The 16,427-nt window shown below is 67.4% G+C and carries 16 protein-coding genes; 7 read left to right on the top strand and 9 right to left on the bottom strand.

The features are described 5' to 3' along the window. Window positions 1–2: 2 nt before the first annotated feature. On the bottom strand, window positions 3–746 hold the full coding sequence (locus DK26_RS01820; protein WP_066468708.1) for a 3-deoxy-manno-octulosonate cytidylyltransferase: 744 nt from the start codon (window positions 744–746) through the stop codon (window positions 3–5). Window positions 747–919: 173 nt separating this feature from the next. On the opposite strand from DK26_RS01820, the gene DK26_RS01815 reads away from it, so the two are divergent. The 6 genes from DK26_RS01815 to DK26_RS01790 all read left to right on the top strand — a co-directional run bounded on the left by DK26_RS01815 (window position 920) and on the right by DK26_RS01790 (window position 8,614). Further along, window positions 920–1,465, top strand: a complete 546-nt coding sequence (locus DK26_RS01815) for a cytochrome c family protein (RefSeq protein ID WP_066467749.1) — start codon at window positions 920–922, stop codon at window positions 1,463–1,465. A 167-nt stretch (window positions 1,466–1,632) separates the two neighbouring features. Then, window positions 1,633–3,495, top strand: a complete 1,863-nt coding sequence (locus tag DK26_RS01810) for an extracellular solute-binding protein (protein WP_066467747.1) — start codon at window positions 1,633–1,635, stop codon at window positions 3,493–3,495. Continuing rightward, complete coding sequence (locus tag DK26_RS01805; protein WP_066467745.1) at window positions 3,495–4,589, top strand: microcin C ABC transporter permease YejB; 1,095 nt, start codon at window positions 3,495–3,497, stop codon at window positions 4,587–4,589. Before DK26_RS01810 ends, DK26_RS01805 begins: the two co-directional genes overlap by 1 nt. Before the next feature lies 1 nt (window position 4,590). Next, complete coding sequence (locus DK26_RS01800) at window positions 4,591–5,769, top strand: ABC transporter permease (protein WP_184231602.1); 1,179 nt, start codon at window positions 4,591–4,593, stop codon at window positions 5,767–5,769. Beyond that, window positions 5,766–7,394, top strand: a complete 1,629-nt coding sequence (locus DK26_RS01795; RefSeq protein ID WP_066467744.1) for an ABC transporter ATP-binding protein — start codon at window positions 5,766–5,768, stop codon at window positions 7,392–7,394. Before DK26_RS01800 ends, DK26_RS01795 begins: the two co-directional genes overlap by 4 nt. 2 nt (window positions 7,395–7,396) lie before the next feature. Next, window positions 7,397–8,614, top strand: a complete 1,218-nt coding sequence (locus tag DK26_RS01790) for a phosphopentomutase (RefSeq protein WP_066467742.1) — start codon at window positions 7,397–7,399, stop codon at window positions 8,612–8,614. A 10-nt stretch (window positions 8,615–8,624) separates the two neighbouring features. On the opposite strand, the gene DK26_RS01785 is transcribed toward DK26_RS01790, so the two are convergent. The 8 genes from DK26_RS01785 to DK26_RS29255 form a co-directional block, all read right to left on the bottom strand. Beyond that, the gene (locus DK26_RS01785) at window positions 8,625–10,082 is read right to left on the bottom strand and encodes a methyl-accepting chemotaxis protein (protein WP_066467740.1); all 1,458 of its coding nucleotides are present in this window, start codon (window positions 10,080–10,082) and stop codon (window positions 8,625–8,627) included. Next, the gene (locus DK26_RS29260) at window positions 10,079–10,435 is read right to left on the bottom strand and encodes a hypothetical protein (protein ID WP_066467738.1); all 357 of its coding nucleotides are present in this window, start codon (window positions 10,433–10,435) and stop codon (window positions 10,079–10,081) included. Before DK26_RS29260 ends, DK26_RS01785 begins: the two co-directional genes overlap by 4 nt. Before the next feature lie 193 nt (window positions 10,436–10,628). Then, a complete protein-coding gene (locus DK26_RS01775; RefSeq protein ID WP_083532955.1) occupies window positions 10,629–11,033 on the bottom strand; it encodes an arsenate reductase ArsC in 405 nt (134 codons plus the stop codon). 43 nt (window positions 11,034–11,076) lie between these two features. Further along, the gene (locus tag DK26_RS01770) at window positions 11,077–11,550 is read right to left on the bottom strand and encodes a UPF0262 family protein (protein ID WP_066467734.1); all 474 of its coding nucleotides are present in this window, start codon (window positions 11,548–11,550) and stop codon (window positions 11,077–11,079) included. Window positions 11,551–11,597: 47 nt separating this feature from the next. Next, complete coding sequence (gene hisD / locus DK26_RS01765) at window positions 11,598–12,887, bottom strand: histidinol dehydrogenase (RefSeq protein ID WP_066467732.1); 1,290 nt, start codon at window positions 12,885–12,887, stop codon at window positions 11,598–11,600. A gap of 25 nt (window positions 12,888–12,912) precedes the next feature. Further along, complete coding sequence (locus DK26_RS01760; protein ID WP_066467728.1) at window positions 12,913–13,359, bottom strand: DUF2948 family protein; 447 nt, start codon at window positions 13,357–13,359, stop codon at window positions 12,913–12,915. Window positions 13,360–13,390: 31 nt separating this feature from the next. Next, complete coding sequence (gene murA / locus DK26_RS01755; protein ID WP_066467727.1) at window positions 13,391–14,680, bottom strand: UDP-N-acetylglucosamine 1-carboxyvinyltransferase; 1,290 nt, start codon at window positions 14,678–14,680, stop codon at window positions 13,391–13,393. Between the two features lie 55 nt (window positions 14,681–14,735). Next, the gene (locus tag DK26_RS29255) at window positions 14,736–14,900 is read right to left on the bottom strand and encodes a hypothetical protein (RefSeq protein ID WP_184231603.1); all 165 of its coding nucleotides are present in this window, start codon (window positions 14,898–14,900) and stop codon (window positions 14,736–14,738) included. Between the two features lie 523 nt (window positions 14,901–15,423). Here DK26_RS29255 and DK26_RS01750 point away from each other — a divergent pair. Then, window positions 15,424–16,386 carry an enoyl-CoA hydratase-related protein gene (locus DK26_RS01750; protein WP_066467726.1) on the top strand — a complete coding sequence of 321 codons (963 nt, stop codon included), beginning with the start codon at window positions 15,424–15,426 and terminating at the stop codon, window positions 16,384–16,386. Window positions 16,387–16,427 lie beyond the last annotated feature (41 nt).

Genomic DNA, 16,427 nt, shown 5'->3' with positions numbered 1-16,427 from the left:
CTTCAGGCTCCGGCGCGGGGGGTCAGGAACGCGCGGGCGCGGTCCAGGTCAGGGGGAGTGTCGACGCCGCGCGGGACGTGATCGATGATCATGGCGTCGATGCGCATGCCGTCCTCGAGGGCCCGCAGCTGCTCGAGCTTCTCGCGCAGCTCAAGTGGCGATTGCGGCAGCGAGACGAAGCGGTCGAGCGCGGCGCGGCGATAGGCGTAAAGGCCGACATGGTGGTAGAGCGGCCCATCGCCATAGGGCGCCGTCGCCCGGGTGAAATAGAGCGCGCGCATGCGGCCGGGCGAAATCTCGCTGCCGATCAGCTTGACGACGCTCGGCGCGGTCTTCTCTTCCTCGTCGGTGATCTCGCCGGCCAGCGTCGCGATGTCGACGGCGGGATCGGCGAGCGGCTCCACAGCCGCGGCGATCGCGGTCGGCGCCAGCGTCGGGAAATCGCCCTGAACGTTGACGATGATGTCGTGCCGGCGCTCGGGATCGACGATGTCGGCGGCTTCCTTGATGCGGTCGGAGCCGGTCTGGTGCGCCGGGCTGGTCATCACCGCCCTGCCGCCGGCCTGCTCGATCGCCTCGACGATGCGGGCCTCGTCGGTCGCGACCACGACTTCGCCCACGCCCGATTCCACCGCCCGGCGCCAGACGCGGACGATCATCGGCTCGCCGAGGATGTCAGCGAGCGGCTTGCCCGGAAGGCGCGTCGCCTGCATGCGGGCGGGGATCAGGATCAGCGGATTTGGCATCGTGGCGGGCTTGCTCGGCGGAAGCGTCAAATGGTCTCAAAGCGGAGCGTGCTTATACGAGTTGCAATGCAGCGCGCAAAGCGGTTAAGCAGCCTTCGAGTGCCGGAGTGCGCGAGCCTCCGGCCAGAGCGCTATCTTGCTTCGCGCGCGGCGAGGCCGGGAGTCCCGAGACGATGAATATCGAACTGAACAAGATCGCCGGCGCGGGCCTCTCGACGCTGCTCGTCGTAATGGCCCTCAACATGGGCGCCGGCATCGTCTTCGCCCCGAAGAAGCCGGCCATCCCCGGCTTCGACCTGCCGAGCCTGGAGCCGGCCGCTGCCGGCGGCGGTGCGGCCCCGGCGGCTGTGGCCGACGAGCCGATCGCGGTGCGCCTCGCCAAGGCCGACCCGGCCAAGGGCGAGAAGGCCGTCGGCGCCTGCAAGGCCTGCCACACCTTCGAGAAGGGCGGCGCCAACAAGGTCGGCCCGCATCTGTTCGACGTCTATGGCCGCGCCAAGGGCTCGGTCGAGGGCTTCGGCTATTCGGCCGCGATGAAGGGCAAGGCGTCCGAGAAGTGGGAAGCCGAACAGCTCGACGGCTTCCTGAAGAACCCGAAGGCCTACATGCCGGGTACCACCATGGCCTTCGCCGGCCTCGGCAAGCCCGACACCCGCGCCGATGTCGTGGCCTATCTCAACACGCTGGCTGACGCGCCGAAGCCGTTGCCGAAGCCCTGATCCGGCGGCAACCCTTGCACTGATGCGACTTTGCGAGCCGGGCCGAAAGCCCGGCTTTTGCTTGTGGTCGCCATCCAAATGCCGTCACCATGCCGGTCTATGCGCATGGCGCTGGCCTTGGCCCGCTCCAACGGGATAATCAGGGCACGAATCGCAAGGGGGACGGAATGGCTGTGCGGATCACTCGTCGCAGGCTGCTGGAGGCCGGTGGCGCCCTGGTCGGAGCCGCGAGCCTGCCGGGGGGGCTCGCTCTCGCGCAGGAGGCAGAAGTCCATGGCCTCTCGACCTTCGGCGAACTCGCGCTGCCGCCCGACTTCCCGCACTTCGCTTATGTCAATCCGCAAGCGCCCAAGGGGGGCTCGATCACCGTCCAGATCAAGCGGGCCGGCGGCAATCAGGGCTTCGACACCTTCAACACCCTCAACACCTATGTATTGCAGGGCGATGGCGCAGCCGGCATGGATGCCTGCTTCGACAGCCTGATGGCCGGCTCCGGCGACGAGCCCGGCTCGCTCTACGGCCTGCTGGCGAAAAGCGTCGCGGTCTCCCCGGACAAGCTGGCCTACCGCTTCCGCATGCGGCCCGAGGCGAAATTCCACGATAGCTCGCAGGTCACCGCCAGCGACGTCGCCTTCAGCCTTAACATCCTCAAGACCAAGGGCCATCCGAGCTACCGGCTGATCCTGAACGAGATGGAATCGGCCACCGCCGAGGGCAACGGCTTCGTCGTCGTCAAGCTCTCGCCAAAGCGCAGCCGCGACCTGCACCTGATCGTCGCCGGCCTGCCGGTGTTCTCGGAGAAGTATTGGTCGACCCGCAACTTCGAGGCCTCGACGCTGGAGCCGCCGCTCGGTTCCGGCGCCTACAAGGTCGGGCGCTTCGAGCAGGGCCGCTTCATCGAGTTCGACCGGGTGCCCGACTACTGGGCCAAGGATCTGCCGGTGAATGTCGGCACGAACAATTTCGACCGGGTGCGCTGGGAGTATTTCCGCGACCGGCAGGTCGCCTTCGAGGCGTTCAAGAGTGGCGTGATCACCTTCCAGGAGGAGTTCACCTCGCGGATCTGGGCGACGGGCTACGATTTCCCGGCGATCAAGGAAGGCAAGGTCAAGAAGGAAGCCCTGCCGAAGACCGAGCCGATCGGCTCGCAGGGCTGGATCTACAATCTCAGGCGCGAGAAATTCGCCGATCCGCGCATTCGCGAGGCGCTCGGCCTCGCCTTCGATTTCGAGTGGACCAACAAGAACATCATGTTCTCGTCCTTCTCGCGGGCGACCTCCTATTTCGAGAATTCGGACTCGAAGGCAGTGGGCATGCCCTCTCCGGAGGAGCTCGCCTTGCTCGAGCCCTTCCGCGGCAAGGTTCCGGACGAGGTATTCGGCGAGCCCTTCCTGCCGCCGGTCTCGGACGGCTCCGGCAGCGACCGCAACCTGCTGCGCCGCGCCGACGAGATGCTGCGCGCCGCCGGCTGCAAGCGCGACGGCAACGTGCTGAAATTGCCGAACGGCCAGCCCTTCGAGATCGAGTTTCTCGATTCGACGCCGTCGCTGCAGCCGCACACCCAGCCTTTCCAGGCCAATCTCAAGCGGCTCGGCATCAATGCGACGTCGCGTATCGTCGACGGCGCGCAGTATCAGCGCCGGCTCGACGAGTTCGACTTCGACGTCATCAGCCGGGCGATGAGTGGCAGCGCGATACCCAGCGACTCGCTGCGCGTCGTCTACGGCTCGGAGGCGGCCAAGACGCGCGGCTCGCGCAATGTCGGTGGCATTTCGAGCCCGGCGATCGACGCGATGCTCGATAGCATCGGCCAAGCCGACAGCTACGCCAAGGTCGTCGTCGCGGCCAAGTGCCTCGACCGGCTGCTGCGGGCCGGACGCTACTGGATCCCGATGTGGTGGAACGCCAGCGAGTGGCTGGCCTATTGGGACATGTACGACCGGCCGCAGACCAAGCCGAAATACTCCTCCGGAGCCCCTGCGATCTGGTGGTATGATCCCGAAAAGGCGAAGCGGATCGGGAAGGGCTGATGCTGGCTTACATCGCCCGGCGCTTGGCGCTGATGGTGCCGACCTTGTTCGGCATCCTGCTGATCTCCTTCGTCATCGTGCAGTTCGCACCGGGCGGCCCGGTGGAGCGCGTGATCTCGCAATTGCAGAACCCGAACAGCGGCGGCGCGGCCGATCGGGTCGGCGGCGGCGCCGGCGGCGACGCCGGGGCGCAGTCGATGGACGCGAGTTCGGCCTATCGCGGCGCGCAGGGGCTCGACCCGGCTTTCATCAAGGAGCTGGAGAAGCAGTTCGGCTTCGACAAGCCGGCGCATGAACGCTTCCTGAAGATGCTCAAGGACTATGCGACCTTCGATTTCGGCCGCAGCTATTTCCGCGATGCGCCGGTGCTGCAGCTGATCAAGGAGAAGCTGCCGGTCTCGATCACGCTCGGGCTGTGGATGACGCTGCTCTCCTATGCGATCTCGATCCCGCTCGGCATCCGCAAGGCCGTCAAGGACGGCTCGCGCTTCGACACCTGGACCAGCGCGGTGGTGATCGTCGGCTACGCGATTCCCGGCTTCCTGTTCGCGATCCTGCTGATCGTGCTCTTCGCCGGCGGCTCCTTCTGGCAGATATTCCCGCTGCGCGGCCTGACCTCGGAGAACTGGGCGCAGCTCGGCCCGCTCGAAAAGGTGCTCGACTATCTCTGGCACATCGCCCTGCCGGTGACTGCGATGGCGCTCGGGGCCTTCGCGACCTCGACGCTCCTGACCAAGAACTCCTTCCTCGACGAAATCAGGAAGCAATACGTCCTGACCGCCCGGATGAAGGGTCTGTCGGAGCGCAGCGTGCTCTACGGTCATGTCTTCCGCAACGCCATGCTGATCGTCATCGCCGGCTTCCCCGGCGCCTTCGTGCACGCGCTCTTCGCCGGCTCACTCCTGATCGAGACGATCTTCTCGCTCGACGGGCTCGGGCTCCTCTCCTTCGAGGCGATCGTCAACCGCGACTACCCCGTGGTCTTCGCCAATCTCTATATCTTCTCGCTGATCGGCCTCGTCGTGCACCTGATCACCGATTTGACCTACGCCTGGGTCGACCCGCGCATCGACTTCGAATCGCGGGAGGCCTGAGATGGGCGACACGCTGCTCGACGCTCCACCGCCTGCCCTGCGCAGCGCCGCCCCGGCAAGCGCCCCGGCCGCCGCGCAGCAGGGCTGGCTCAAGCTCTCGCCGATCAACCGGCGCCGGCTCAACAATTTCAAGGCCAACAAGCGCGGCTGGTGGTCGCTCTGGATCTTCCTGACCCTGTTCGCGCTCTCGCTGTTCGCCGAGTTCATCGCCAACGACCGGCCGCTGATCGTCCGCTACAAGGGCGAGACGCTGTTCCCGGTCGTGGTGAACTATCCCGAGGAGAAGTTCGGCGGCTTCCTCGCCACCACCGATTATCGCGACCCGGTCATCGCCAAGGAGATCGCGGCCCATGGCTGGGCGCTCTGGCCGGCGATCCGCTACTCCTACCGGACGCATAATCTCGACCTGCCGGTGCCGGCCCCTGCCCCGCCGACCTGGATGCTGAAGGACGAGCAGTGCCGCCCGATCGCCGAGCGCACGGGCGGCTCGACCTGCCGCGACCTCGAATGGAACTGGCTCGGCACCGACGACCAGGGCCGCGACGTCGTCGCCAGGCTGATCTACGGCTTCCGGATCTCGATCCTGTTCGGCCTGATTCTCGCCTCGATCTCCTCGGTAATCGGCATCGCCGCAGGCGCGATCCAGGGCTACTTCGGCGGCTGGACCGACCTGATCTTCCAGCGCGTCATCGAAATCTGGACCTCGATCCCGGCGCTCTACCTCCTGATCATCGTCGCGGCGATCATCACGCCGAGCTTCTTCGTGCTGCTCGGCATCCTGCTGCTGTTCTCCTGGGTGGCGCTGGTCGGCGTGGTCAGGGCCGAATTCCTGCGGGCCCGCAATTTCGAGTATGTCCGGGCCGCACGGGCGCTCGGGCTCACCGACCGCGCCATCATGGTCAAGCACCTCCTGCCCAACGCCATGGTCGCAACCCTGACCTTCCTGCCCTTCATCCTGAACGGCTCGATCACCACCCTGACCTCGCTCGACTTCCTCGGCTTCGGCCTGCCGCCCGGCTCGCCCTCGCTCGGCGAGCTCCTGGCGCAGGGAAAAGCGAACCTGCAGGCGCCCTGGCTCGGCCTCGCCGGCTTCGTGGTGATCGCCATGATGCTGTCGCTGCTGATCTTCATCGGCGAAGCGGTCCGTGACGCCTTCGACCCGAGGAAGACCTTCGCGTGACCGCTCCCCTCCTCTCCGTCCAGGATCTCTCCGTCGCCTTCCGCCAGGGCGGGCAGGAGACGCTCGCCGTCGACAAGGTCTCCTTCCAGATCGCCAGGGGCGAGACGCTGGCGCTGGTCGGCGAATCCGGCTCGGGCAAGTCGGTTTCGGCTCTGTCGATCCTGAAGCTGCTGAACTACCCGGCAGCGCATCATCCCTCCGGCAAGGTGCTGTTCGCCGGGCAGGACCTGATCGCCGCCGATGAGGACGCGATGCGCAAGGTGCGCGGCAACGACATCACCATGGTGTTCCAGGAGCCGATGACCTCGCTCAACCCGCTGCACACGATCGCGCGGCAGATCGGCGAGATCCTCGAGCTGCACAAGGGGCTGCGCGGCGAGAAGGCCCGCGCCCGCACGCTCCAACTGCTCAGCCTCGTCGGGATCCGGGACGCCGAAAGCCGGCTCGACGCCTATCCGCACCAGCTCTCCGGCGGCCAGCGCCAGCGCGTGATGATTGCGATGGCGCTCGCCAACGAGCCCGACCTATTGATCGCCGACGAGCCGACCACGGCGCTCGACGTCACCGTCCAGGCCCAGATCCTGACCCTGCTCAAGGAATTGCAGGAGAGGCTCGGCATGGCCGTCCTGTTCATCACCCATGACCTCGGCATCGTCAGGCGCATCGCCGACCGGGTCTGCGTGATGCTGAAAGGCAAGATCGTCGAGCAGGGCCCGGTCTCGGAGATCTTCGACCAGCCGCAGCACGAGTATACGCGGCGGCTGCTGGCGGCAGAGCCCAAGGGCCGGCCGGAGCCGGTGGCGGAGGGCGCCGCGACACTGCTCGAAGCCGGGCCGATCAAGGTCTGGTTCCCGATCAAGAGCGGCCTGCTGCGGCGCGTGACCGGCCATGTGAAGGCTGTCGATGGCATCTCGGTGAAAGTCCGCGAGGGCGAGACGCTCGGCGTCGTCGGCGAGTCCGGCTCCGGCAAGACGACGCTCGGCCTCGCCATCCTCAGGCTGATCTCGTCGGAAGGGCCGATCCTGTTCCTCGGCGACAGGATCGACGGGCTCAAGGCCGCAGCCGTCCGGCCGAAGCGCCGGGATCTGCAGGTGGTTTTCCAGGACCCTTATGGCTCGCTTTCGCCACGCATGTCGGTGGCCGAGATCGTCGCCGAGGGCCTGACCGTGCAGCAGAAGGACCTGAGCTATCAGCGCCAGCGCGAGATCGTGGCGCAGGCGCTCGCCGATGTCGGGCTCGACCCCGCCGCCATGGACCGCTATCCGCACGAATTCTCCGGCGGCCAGCGCCAGCGCATCGCGATCGCCCGCGCCATGGCGCTCGACCCGAAATTCGTCGTGCTCGACGAGCCGACCTCGGCGCTCGACATGTCGGTTCAGGCCCAGATCGTCGAGTTGCTGCGTGAGCTGCAGACGCGGCGCAAGCTCGGCTATCTCTTCATCAGCCACGACCTGAAAGTGGTCCGGGCGCTGTCGCACCGGGTGCTGGTGATGCAGAACGGCAAGGTCGTCGAGGAAGGGCAGGCCGAGGAGGTCTTCTCCCGACCGCGCGAGACCTACACGAAGGCGCTGCTCGCCGCCGCCCTCAACCTCGAGCCGGCCGAAGCGGCCGCGGTGCGGGACTGACGATGACGCGCGCCATCCTGATCGTACTCGACTCCGTCGGCTGTGGCGGGGCAGAGGATGCCGCCGCCTACGGCGATACAGGCGCCGATACGCTCGGCCATATCGCCGAGGCCTGCGCCGATGGCCGCGGCGACCGGAAGGGGCTCCGCAGCGGGCCGCTCGCGATCCCCAATCTCGCGCGGCTCGGGCTCAGCCATGCCTGCGAGGCCTCGACCGGCAAGCCGCTCGCCGGCGTTGTGCGGCCGGAAGCGCCCCAGGGCCAGCACGGCTACGGCGTCGAGGTCAGCCAGGGCAAGGACACTCCGTCCGGCCACTGGGAGATCGCCGGCTGCCCCGTCCCGTTCAAATGGGGCTACTTCACCGCGCTGGAGAACTCCTTTCCGGGGGAACTCGTCGCCGCCATCATCCGCGACGGCTCCCTGCCTGGCATCCTCGGCAACAAGCATGCCTCGGGCACCGCGGTGATCGACGAACTTGCCGAGGAGCACATCCGGACCGGCAAGCCAATCTGCTACACCTCGGTCGACTCGGTGCTGCAGATCGCGGCGCATGAAGAGCATTTCGGGCTGGAGCGGCTCTACGACCTCTGCAAGAAGGTCCGCCTCCTGGTCGACCCGCTCAGGATCGGCCGTGTCATCGCACGGCCTTTCATCGGCTCGCCCGAGACCGGTTTCACCCGCACCGGCAACCGCAAGGACTTTTCCATCCCGCCGCCGGACGAGACCATTTTGGACCGGCTGGCCCGGCATGGCCGTGCGACCGTAACCGTTGGCAAGATCGGCGATATTTTCGCCCATCGCCACACAGGCCGAGAGATCAAGCCCTTCGGCAATGCTGCGATGTTCGCAGCCGCGCTCGAAGCGATCGAGACGCTCCCCGATGGCGGCTTCTGCTTCGTCAATCTCGTCGATTTCGACACCGAGTACGGCCATCGCCGCGACATTCCCGGCTATGCGGCGGCTCTGGAGGCGTTCGATCGCGCCTTGCCTGCGCTGGAGGCGCGACTGAGGCCGGGCGACCTCGCTGTCATCACCGCCGACCATGGCAATGATCCGAGCTGGCCGGGGACCGACCATACCCGCGAGCATGTCCCGATCCTGGCTTTCGGACCGGACGTCGCCGCCGGGCCGATCGGTCGCCGCGAGAGCTTCGCCGACATCGCAGCGAAGCTCGCAACCTGGCTCGACATCGGCGCCGTCGGTCCGGGGCGGAGCTGGTAGGCAGGCCTTTTCAGGCGGCGGCTACCTTCTCGCAGAACTCGGCGACCTCGCGGCGGATCTTCGAAGCCTGCTGCGCCAGCTCATCCGAGGACTGCTGCAGCTCCTCCGCGGCGTCATGCGTGCGGGCCGTCACCGCCCGGAAGCCGCCGAGCGCCTCGGCGCTGCGATTGGCCCCGTCCGAAGAGATCTGCACCTCATGGGCGATCTCGTTCGTGGCGCGGTTCTGCTCCTCGACCGCATGCGCGATCGAGATCGAGACGGTCTCGACCTCGCCGATCGCCGAGACGATCGCACGGATCGACTTCAGCGAGCGCTGGGAGGCGGTCTGGATGGCGCCGATCGAGCGCGCCACCTCCTCGGTGGCGTTGGCGGTCTGGGTCGAGAGCGTCTTGACCTCGCTGGCAACGACGGCGAAGCCCTTGCCCATGGCGCCGGCGCGGGCCGCCTCGATCGTCGCGTTGAGCGCGAGCATGCTGGTCTGCGCCGCGACGCCACGGATGATCTCGACAACCGCTCCGACGCTTTCGCTGGTCCGGGCCAGGGCCTCGATCTCGGCGCTCGCGGCGCGGGCAAGCGCTGCGGCCGCTTTCGAGCTGTCGGCGGAATGCGTGACGCTGCGGCCGATCTCGGCGATCGAACTGGCGAGCTCCTGGGCCGCCGCGGCGGTCTGATCGATACTGCGTGTCGTCTCGCCGGAAGAATGGGCGACTGCGCTGCTCTGCTGACGCGCCTGCTCTGAAGCCCCCGTCAGGTCGCGGGCATTCGTCTGCATGGCCTCTGCCGCCCGGTCGAGCACGGCCATGGCGTGCTCCATCTCGCGGTGGAAGCCACCGACGATCTCGCGGATCGCCTGTGAGCGCGCGCCGACCTCTTCGACATTCTTCTTCTCGAGCTCGCTGGCGCGGCGCTCACGCATGACGAGCTCCTCGGCCCGGCGCAGATTGGCGTCGTTCTCGGCGAGGATGCGGGCCGTGATCACCGCGATAGCGGTCAGGAAGGTGGTCTCGACCACGACGATGACGGCGTGCAGCAGCACGCGGGCCAGACTACCGCCTTGATAGAACACGGCAGCGGGCAGGACGTATTGCAGGACGAGGTGGTGCGCTGCGGTGAGCGCCGCACCCATGACGATCGGCCGCCAGTCGCAGAAACCGGCCAGCAAAGCCAGCACAGCGAAGTAGTACATGTGGCTGTCGGGCTGCCAGGGATGGCCGGCGAAGCTCGCGACGAAGATCGAGACCTGCCCGATGAGGGCCGTCGCGATCATAAGCTGGGTCGCTGTCGTTGCGCCGCGCGCGCGATAGGCCAGGAAGGCCGCCGCAGCCAGCACGAAGGCGCCGGCAGCGGGAGCAAAGGCGGGATTGCCCAGGATCGACGCCGTGGCGGCCAGGATCGGCACATGGAGGAAGGCAAGGCCGATCAGGCCACGCGCCGTCAGGTCGCGCAGGCCGGGCAGGGTCAGAATCATGCGGCGCCTCCGCCGGAAAGACAGCCGGCCAGGCCCTCGAGCCGCAGCAGCAGCAAGGCCCCGGCAGGCCTGGCGGCTTCGTCCTCGCCCGCCGCGACGATCATCACGAAGGGTAACGCCCCGCTGCGCAGGACGCGCATGCCAGCGGCGAGACTGCTCGCCGCGGCCTCGGAGCTGCTGGTCCAAGGCGGGAACACCGCCGCCAATTCCTCGGCGCGCGCGTCGTTCCGCCCGGGGAGGCCGGTCAGTGCAATGAGGCCGGAGGAGATGATGAGCGCTGCGATCGCCGAACCGTCACGCAGACGGGCACGCCCCTCGGATCGCGTGTGTGAGGGGATAAGGCTTTGCCGCATATCGTCGTGGGCTTTCGGCGTAGCTAGGCACGGAGTTCGAACGCTTGGCTTGAGGCTGCCCGCTTAATTTTCCATGAAACAAGCGCACTTCACTGCTTTAGCCGGCCGTTAACCGTAACTAGCCGCTCGAAACGTTGCGTTTCCTGCTCGTCACGAGACGGCACAGGGATGACACCGCCTCCGGCTTCCAGCTTCACCCTCTCAGCCGCGCCTTGATCCTGCGCATCAGTCCGTCGCGGACGTCGCGATAGGCATCGAGCACCTGCTCGCGCGAGCCCTGCACCGCGGAGGGATCGGCCGTCGGCCAGTACTCGACCTCGGCGGCAGTGGTGCGGGTCAGGTCGAGCGCCTTGTGATGCGCCTCCGGCGACAGCGTGACGATGAGGTCGAAGTTGAGCCCCTCCCACTCCTCCAGTTCCTCGATCGATTTCGGCCTGTGCTTGCGGGCGTCGATGCCGATTTCATCGAGAACGGCGAGCGCGAACGGGTCGGTCTCGCCCTTCTTCGCGCCGGCCGACTGGACATAGATCGACTTGCCGAAGAAGTGTTTGGCCATCGCCTCCGCCATCGGTGAGCGGACTGCGTTCAGCGCGCACATGAACAGCACGCTCTGGAGCTTGCGGGAGGCCGGCTCCAAGCGTTCAGCCCTTCCAGTGCAGCGCGTAGATCAGGGTGAAGAGGCGCCGCGCCGTCTCGCGGTCGAGCTTGACCTTGCCTGCCAGACGCTCGACCAGGATTGCCCCCGCCTCGTCGTGCAGGCCGCGCCGGCCCATGTCGATCGCCTCGATCTGGGCCGGGGTCGCAGTCCTGATCGCGGCATAATAGCTCTCGCAGACCATCTCATAGTCCTTGATCAGCCGCTTCAGCGGCGTCAGGGAGAGATGGTGGGTGACGAGAGCGGTGCCGCCGGCGTCCCGGACCTCGAAGGCGAGGCGGCGCTCGACCAGCGCCAGATGAACCGCATAGGGCCCGCCATCGAACTCAGGCAGGGCGAAATGGTTGCGCTCGATCAGATCGTAGATGGCAATGGCGCGTTCATGCTCCTGATCCGGCGTGCCGCGCCCGAGCGAAGCTTCATCGAGCGTGACGCCGACCAGGCGGTTGGTTTCGGACATGTGCCCTCCCCTGCCGGCGCCGAAGGTGCGGAATCGCGATCGGCGCCTCAGTTCAGCCTGATCGTCACGGAACGGCCATGGGCCTGCAAGCCCTCGGCCTCGGCGAGTTCGACTGCCGCGCCCGCGAGCGCCCGCAAGGCACCGGCATCGCATTTCAGCAGCGAGGTCCGCTTCATGAAGTCGGGCACGCCGAGCCCGGAAGAGAAACGGGCCGAACGCGCCGTCGGCAGGACGTGGTTGGAGCCGCCGACATAGTCGCCGATAGCCTCCGGCGTATGGCCGCCGAGGAAGATCGCGCCGGCATTGCGGATGCGTTTGGCGAGGCGCTCGGGATCGGCAGTGACGATCTCAAGGTGCTCGGGCGCCAGCCGGTCGACCAGCGGGACCGCGGCGTCCAGCGTCTCGACAAGGATGACGGCGCCGAAATCGGCCCAGCTCGCTCCTGCGATCTCGGCCCGCGGAAGCGTCTTGAGCTGGCTTGCGACCGCACACTCGACTTCGCCGGCGAGCGCAGCATCGTCGGTGATCAGGATCGACTGCGAAGCGGTGTCGTGTTCCGCCTGCGCCAGCAGATCGGCCGCGATCCAGTCGGGATTTGCGCCGGCGTCGGCGAGGACCAGAACCTCGGAGGGACCAGCGATCATGTCGATGCCGACCGTCCCGAAGACACGGCGCTTGGCCGCCGCGACATAGGCGTTGCCGGGCCCCACGATCTTGGCGACCGGCGCGATGGTCGCCGTGCCATAGGCGAGCGCGGCGACCGCCTGGGCCCCGCCGATGCGGTAGATTTCGTCGATGCCGGCGAGCCGTGCCGCCGCCAGCACCAGAGGATTGCTCTGCCCGCGCGGGGTCGGGGCGACCATGACGAGACGCTCGACGCCGGCGACCTTGGCCGGCACCGCGTTCATCAGCACCGAGGACGGGTAGCTCGCCGTGCCGCCGGGGACATAGAGGCCGACGGCCTCGATCGCGCTCCAGCGCCAGCCGCTCTCGACGCCAAGCGCATCGCGAGACCAGGAATCGGCGGGCTTCTGGCGCAGATGATAGGCCTCGATGCGCGAGCGCGCCGTCTCGAGCGCCGAAAGCTGCGCACGCGTGCAGGCCGCGACGGCCGCGTCGATCTCGGCCTCGGTGACGCGCAGGGTCGCCGGCGTCAGGTCGAGCCGGTCGAAGCGGCTGGTGTAATCGAGCAGCGCCTCGTCGCCGCGCGCCCGCACCTCGGCGATGATCGAGGCCGCGACCTGGTCGACGTCCTCCGAGACCTCGCGCTTGGTCGCCAGCAGGGCGGCAAAGGCCTGCTCGAAACCGGCATCACGTGCATCAAGCCTGATCGGCATGGAAAGTCCTGAACGGAAGAGGAGTTCAGCCCTGATCGGGATGGGTCGGGGTGGCCGCGGCCTCCCAGATCGGTCCGAGATCCTTCATCTGGGCCTCGATGCATTCGACGCCGAGCCGGATCGCGGCCCCGTCGGAGAAATGCAAGGTGACCTCCCCGGCCGGGCTCTGCGCCTCGGCGAAGGTCACCGCGAGCAGGCTGAGGACCGCATCCTGGGCGCCGGGCTCGATCTTGACGCTGCGGGCGCTGGTGACGCGCTCGAAATGCAGCGCCGCGAGGCGACGGCGCTTCTGGCCGCGCTCCGCGCCCTCCCAGTCGAAGCGGCGCAAGGCGAGCGCGAAACGCTGCTCGGCCGGGAGCCAGGCGATGTCACCCTTGCGCACCACCGCGTCCTGGAGATGCGCCGAGACGACCGCGAGATCCTCGGCGTCGAGGGCGATCAGCTTCAGCGGCTCGGCGACAGGATCGGACATGCGCCCTATCTGGCCGGGACGCCTGCCGGCGTCAACCGCTGATGCGTTCGATCTGGGCGCCGCAGCGGCCGAGCTTGGCCTCAAGTGCCTCGAAACCGCGATCGAGATGGTAGACGCGGTTGATCATGGTATCGCCCTCGGCCACGAGCCCGCCGATCACCAGCGAGACCGAGGCGCGCAGGTCCGTCGCCATCACCGGGGCGCCGGTCAGCTTCTCGACACCGTCGACATAGGCGGCGTCGCCGTCGAGCCTGATCTTCGCGCCGAGCCGGGCGAGCTCCTGCACATGCATGAAGCGGTTCTCGAAGATCGTCTCGCGGATGCGCGAGGTGCCATTGGCCCGTGTCATCAGCGCCATGAGCTGCGCCTGAAGATCGGTCGGGAAGCCAGGAAACGGGTCGGTGGTGACGTCGACCGGCTCGAGCGCCGCGCCATTGCGGCGGATCCGGACGCCTTCATTGCTGGTCGAAACCTCGACGCCGGCCTCGGACATCACGTCGAGCGCTGACTGGAGCAGGTCGGCACGAGCGCCTTCGAGCAGGACGTCGCCGCCGGTCATCGCCACCGCCATGGCATAGGTGCCGGTCTCGATCCGGTCGGGCAGCACGGCATGATGCGTGCCGCCGAGGCGGCCGACGCCGCGAATGGTGATGGTCGAGGTGCCGGCGCCTTCGATCTTCGCGCCCATCTTGTTGAGGCAGTCGGCAAGGTCGACGACTTCGGGCTCGCGCGCGGCGTTCTCGATGGTGGTGACGCCGTCGGCGAGGACCGCCGCCATCAAGGCGGTGTGGGTGCCGCCGACCGTGACCTTCGGAAAGACGATATCGCCACCCTTAAGGCCCTTCGGAGCCCGCGCCAAAGCATAGCCGTTCTCGATGTCGATCTTGGCGCCGAGGCGCTCCAGCGCCATCAGCAGGAGATCGACCGGGCGCGTGCCGATGGCGCAGCCGCCGGGCAGCGAGACCTTGGCCTCGCCCATCCGGGCCAGGATCGGCGCGATCACCCAGAAGCTGGCGCGCATGGTCGAGACCAGTTCGTAGGGCGCGCAGGTGTCGACAATCTGGCGGGCGGTCAACGCGAAGGTCTGGCCGGTCTCCGAGGTCTGGCCGGCACGCTTGCCGGCGATCGAGCGATCGACGCCGTGATTGGAGAGGATGCGCGAGAGCGCGCTGACGTCCGAGAGACGCGGCACATTGGCGAGCGTCAGCGTCTCGTCGGTCAGCAAGCTGGCGATCATCAGCGGCAGCGCCGCGTTCTTGGCGCCCGAGATCGGGATGACGCCGTCAAGGCGCTGGCCGCCGGTGATGCGGATACGGTCCATCTGGCTCGTCCTGCTGGCGCGGCCGGCGTGGGAGCGCCGGCGGAAGGGAATTAGGTCAGGACCGGGAGGTTTCGGCCTGGGCGGGCGGCGTGTCGTCTGTCGCTTCCGTCTCGGCCGTCCGCCGCGCGCGCGCCTGCGCCTTGCGGCGTTTCAGGTTCTCGCGCAGGGCGGCAGCAAGGCGCGCCCTTTTCTGCTCGTCGGCTTCGGTCTGGCGGCTCAAGTCGTCAGCTCGTCGGAAATGTCCCGCCGCAGCGAGGCGTCGGGCGCTGGAATGGTTAGCCGCTCGGGCGCCTGCGGACAAGACAGCCGGCGCAGGAGAAGCGCCAACCGCTCTGCAAACCTTTTGGCAGGCCGATTGCGGCACAACTGCGACCAAACCGGCACAGACGCGAGACAGCCGCAGGCGCCGGCGACGGGGCGGCAAGCCTTCCGACCGCGGCTTCCTTCTCTGAATGCAGGTCGAGCGGCGGCGAAATCGCCCGTCAGCTCCCCTGGCACCGCCGGTTTCTTCTCTTCCGGGCACATGCACCGCTATCGACCGCAACCTCGGCACAACCATTGCGTGAGCCGGCAAACCGCAGGAACCCGTCGAGTTTTGGGGCGCCGACGCGTCGGCGCAGAGCGTGCCGAACTGCTTAGAAGGCTCACAAATCCTAATGGAATTAACCATTTCCGGGAGTTTGCGTTTACAGATTATTAACTTCACGTACCTTTCCGGCGGGTCGAGAGACGAGGAGAGCGGGATGTTCCAGAGCTATGCACCGGCGATCGGCGGCGCGCCGGCTCGGGGACTGACAGGCAAGGAGGTGATCGAGGCGATCCGCCACAGCGCCGGCTTCCTGCCGGAGGTGCAGCTCGCCTATGAGCCGGAGATCAGGACGCTCTGGGTCACGATCAAACCGGAGCTGAAGCCGGTCTTCACGCTGCAGTTGCTCGACAGTCTGGGTAAGGTGCAGCAGGCGATCATGGATCTCTGGAGCGCACCGGAGGATTACCACTCCGCGCCCGTGCGCTTCCTTGCCTTCCGTGGCACCGGCCCGTTCTTCACGCTCGGCGGAGATCTCGACTTCTATCTCGACTGCCTGGCCAAGAACGACCGGGCCGCGCTGCAGGAATATGCCCGCCTGTCGATCGAAGGAGCCGTCCGCAACGCAAGCGGCCTGAACGGGCTCGTGGTGACGCTGTCGACGATCCACGCCAAGGCGATCGGCGGCGGGATCGACGCGCCGCGCTCATGCAACATCATGATCGCCGAAGAGCAGGCCTCGTTCGTCTACCCCGAGATCAAGTTCAACCATTTTCCGATCACCGCGGTGGCGATCCTGTCGCGCCGCATGGGCGCGCGCGCCGCGGAACGGATGCTACTTTCGGCCGAAGAAATGAGCGCAGAGGAGTTCATGGCAGCCGGCGGTCTCGAAGCTGTCGTGCCGACCGGCACGGGCGAGGACTGGATCCGCAAATACGCTGCCGACTCGCTACCGATGCATGCCGCCAAGACGGCGCTGTTCTCGGCCTTCAACCGCCGGGCCGGCGATCTGCGCGAGGAACTCGAGCATCTCGGCCAGATCTGGACGGACTGCATGCTGCGCCTGCACCCCTCCGCGATCTCCAAGCTGCAGCGCATCGCCCAGACCCAGGACCGCATGCTCGCGCGCGTCTACCAACGGCAGGGAGAGCCCAGCACCTCCGGCTCCGGACGCCACTGAGGCGCAGCGCCCGGGCGGCACCGGGCGATCCCACGACTCGG

Source organism: Allobosea sp. WAO (assembly GCF_001509835.1).
Classification (GTDB): Bacteria; Pseudomonadota; Alphaproteobacteria; order Rhizobiales; family Beijerinckiaceae; genus Allobosea.
This window is presented reverse-complemented; position numbering and strand designations above follow the sequence as displayed.